We start from the raw sequence: 4,164 nt of genomic DNA on the forward strand, positions 1-4,164 counted from the left end.
TTGGACTATTTTATAAATACATTTGGTATTATTTCGGACTAAAAACACAGCCACCCTATTGGCATTTTTTTTGTCTAAAATAGGGATGGCATGACAATTTGGTAATTTTATAAAAAGCAATTCCAATCGTTCTATTTTTAGATTGGATTCAAAACGATGTACCAATTGATGATGGTGGTATAATGTTTTTGTACAAGGTTCAAATTCTGGTTTGATACTATTTCATGAAAAAACGGGCTGCAAGCTGGCCTATTTTTGCCTTTGGTCAATTGTTTGACATAGCTTTTTCACTTTATATTGACTATCATTGATGAAACGACATTGGCTATTTGAAATAATTGTGTTTTTGATGGATATTTAAAATTAAAAAATAGCAATGTTCATTTTTGCAAAGTTTTTTGTATTTTTGCCAACCAAAAAGTAAAGTTTAAAACGATGTTAGATAGACTTCAAATAGTAAAGCAACGATTCGATGAAATTTCGGATTTAATTATACAACCAGATGTAATTGCAGATCAAAAAAGGTATGTACAATTGAATAAAGAATATAAAGACCTAAAAGCATTAGCAGAAAAAAGAGACGAATATGTACTTTTGATAGCCAATATTGATGAGGCAAACGACATTATTAGTGATGGAAGCGATGCAGATATGGTAGAAATGGCCAAAATGCAATTGGAAGAAGCAAAGGAACGTTTGCCAGAATTGGAAGAAGAAATTAAATTCATGTTGATACCAAAGGATCCAGAAGATGCTAAAAACGTGATGGTTGAGGTTCGAGCAGGTACAGGTGGAGACGAAGCTAGTATTTTTGCGGGCGACTTGTTTCGTATGTACACCAAATATTGCGAAGGTCGAGGTTGGAGAACATCTGTTGTAGATATGAATGAAGGCACATCGGGAGGTTTTAAAGAAATTATATTTGAAGTAACAGGCGAAGATGTATATGGTACACTCAAGTTTGAAGCAGGAGTACATCGTGTGCAACGTGTACCGCAAACAGAAACTCAAGGGCGAGTGCATACATCTGCGGCTACGGTTATGGTTTTGCCAGAAGCCGAAGAGTTTGATGTTCAGATAGATATGAACGATGTTCGTGTTGATTTCTTTTGCTCTTCGGGGCCAGGCGGACAATCTGTAAACACAACCAAATCGGCCGTTCGATTGACACACATTCCAACGGGTTTGGTAGCTCAATGTCAAGATCAAAAATCGCAACACAAAAATAAAGATAAGGCATTGACGGTATTGCGTTCGAGATTGTATGAACAAGAATTGGCCAAAAAACAAGAAGAGGATGCGTCAAAACGAACGTCGCAAGTAAGTTCTGGCGATCGGTCTGCAAAAATTCGAACTTATAATTATGCACAAGGTAGGGTAACAGACCATAGGGTAGGGCTTACGCTGTATGATTTGGGGAATATTATGAATGGCGACATTCAAAAAATTGTGGATGAATTACAATTGGTAAATAATATGGAAAAACTTAAAGAAGCCAGCGAAGTTTTTTAAGTTTTGACATAATGGAATAAAAAAAAGAGGCTATTTGACTAATAGCCTCTTTTTTTTTGTACTGTTTTGAAATAGCTGACACCATTTTTTTTTTCAAACCTATAAGTACATGACAAAAAGCAAAATAGATTGTTTTCCAAACGACAACACTTTGTTACTATGCTACAATATTACCAAAATTCAGTAGTTTTTGAATTATAATTTTATTTATAGGTTTGTTTGGGTTAATACCGAACTTGCAAATAAATGTATTTATCATTGCAAACGTTGAGATGGAAAGTATAATAGCTATTCCACCAGAGGATTATTGGTAGGTGAAATAACGCAACGATAAAAGACTTGTAAAAGGGCATTTTAGTTTAAAACGTAAAGTTATGTGAAATGCTTCGAGGGCTGTTAAGGGCTAATAATTATATAACTAATTGAAAATCAACAGCAATGGTTCAAGATTTTTTCAATAGGGGGAGCTATACTGAAAAAGCCGCAATTTTTCGGCTTTTCCTTTTTGTAAGAATATGATTTTTAAAGTGTTACGATCCAAAAAAACGGTTCAAGTAGTATAAAATTAAGGAACTTTTGTAGGTTTTTCGAACCGATGAGAATCTTGTTGATTTTCAGTGATTTAATATTATCAATTTGTTTAACAATAATTGAATAGCTCTTAAATATTTATGTCATATTGTTCAAAAAAATTGTAACACTTAGTGAAAAACTACTTTTGTGAAAAATATAGTTGGTATTTTCAAAATTATATATTTATTTCAATTTCGATTGAATTTTCAACTCTAATAGCTTCGTAAATTTCTATGTTAGAGTTTAATATTTCGATTGATACTACCAAAGAATATGGAACTTCTCCATTGGTTTTATCCCAACCTTTATGACCAATAACAGCAAAACATATTTCTTCCGATAAATCATAAGATTTTATAATTGCCCAATCTTTTTGAAGTGTGCTGTTATTTCTATTAACGTCTTTCACAGTTCCCCAGTCTTTTCTTTCTCTTATTTTCCACTTTATTAATTGAGAATCATTAATTTCATTTTCGATGTCTATTTTCTCATCTTCAATTTGTTTAAGAACAACTTTTTCAAAATCATTTAAGGACTGACCTAATTTTGAACTAGTCCAATCCAAAGATGTTGCTAAATAAGATCTTGTTAATTGTCTAGTTCTTCTAACTTTTGTTGTATAAGATAATGAAACTTCAATTAAAACATCATATTCGTCAGCTTGATTTCTTAGATTCTTAGGTATTTTGAGAGAATAAATATGTCCTTCTTCTGCTTTAATATTTCCTGTATTGTAGAAAGTTGCTCTTTGATGTGTATTCTCTGTTATTCTTTCAAGCGAAGGAATTCCATAACCAAAATGTTTTACACTTCTAGTTGTTGGATTTTTGAAAAATTCGTTTGGTAGTCTTGCTCCTTGAACTACTAGAGCTCTCAATAAATTAATATCTTCATCAGGATATAATTTTAATAATTGAGCCACTATATAAGATACTTTTGGAGTTGCAAATGAAGTCCCTACAATATCCTTTCCAATAGCAGAGCCACCATTTAAAGTAGAACGAATTAACTCTGGAGAAGTTGATTCTTTACTCAAAATTATATTACCTGTTTTTGAAATAACTAATCCCCCACCATATTCTACAACATCTGGCTTAATCATTCCCCAAATACCAGTGCCGACTCTTGAAAAAGCTGAAATTTCATCATTCTCTCCTAAAGATTCAAAAAAATCATCTTCAAATGATGTGTGATTTACAGAACCAACTGTAATAGCAAAACTACTTTGGGCAGGATTAGCAATCCTACAAAATGGTTCGTCTAAAAAATCGGGGTAATTTTTCCCGCTACTAATGAAGTGGTTAATATCTTGTTTGCTTATATTTCCAGAAGAAATCAAGAAAAGAACTTTCTTTTCGTTAATTAGTGTATCTATTGTAGCTGCCCAAGAAGACATGTGTTTTATTCGTGAAGCTACATTTGAATTTATAGATAGATTGAATATTTTGCATTCTTCATTTTCTTCTACAATTTGTTTCATAAGCTCCGCTGGAAGTCTATGAGTAAGTTTGTTATCCTTATCCAACACCCTTAAATTTCTAACAAAACAAGGTAATTTATATGGAACAGTTAGGTTTGTTATACCATAAGGATACAAAATTGCTCCAGCTACTCTTGTTCCGTGTCCGCCATTTTTGACAAAATCGGCTGTTGAAGTATCTTCAGCAATATACGATTTGGAATTTGCTTCAATAATTGCAGGATAGATAAATTTATGTCCCTCCATTATTCCGCTATCAATAACAGCAACTTCTGGAGAATCAAAATCAGGTGTTATTACAGCAATTTCAACTGATCCAATTTCATCAATCTCACTATCTAAACCCGAAACTTCGTCAACCTCCGAAACTTCAAAGACAAAGGGATAGTTATAAACTAAATCTTTAACCCAACTTGCCGAAAACCCAACACAAAACCCTGATTATCAGTAGCTTTTTTTTATTAATGGTACACTACATGAACTTTTTTAGTTTTTCTAATAATTTTAAATTTCAAGCAATCGTAAATCTTTTGTACTTCTTCTATGGGTTTTGAGGGTTTTTCTATGGTTAGATTTTTGGTTTTTGTTGGAAGTTTTAC

At 32.5% G+C, this 4,164-nt stretch carries 2 protein-coding genes; one reads left to right on the plus strand and one right to left on the minus strand.

Going from position 1 to position 4,164, the window contains the following annotated elements; translation table 11 throughout:
- Positions 1–435 precede the first annotated feature (435 nt).
- Complete coding sequence (gene prfA / locus B0A58_RS09045) at positions 436–1,512, plus strand: peptide chain release factor 1 (RefSeq protein ID WP_014084862.1); 1,077 nt, start codon at positions 436–438, stop codon at positions 1,510–1,512.
- A 748-nt stretch (positions 1,513–2,260) separates the two neighbouring features.
- On the opposite strand, the gene B0A58_RS09050 is transcribed toward prfA, so the two are convergent.
- Positions 2,261–3,895, minus strand: coding sequence for a S8 family peptidase (locus tag B0A58_RS09050; RefSeq protein ID WP_089080792.1), 1,635 nt, complete (start codon positions 3,893–3,895; stop codon positions 2,261–2,263).
- Positions 3,896–4,164: the final 269 nt, after the last annotated feature.

Source organism: Flavobacterium branchiophilum NBRC 15030 = ATCC 35035 (assembly GCF_002217205.1).
GTDB classification, from domain to species: Bacteria; Bacteroidota; Bacteroidia; order Flavobacteriales; family Flavobacteriaceae; genus Flavobacterium; species Flavobacterium branchiophilum.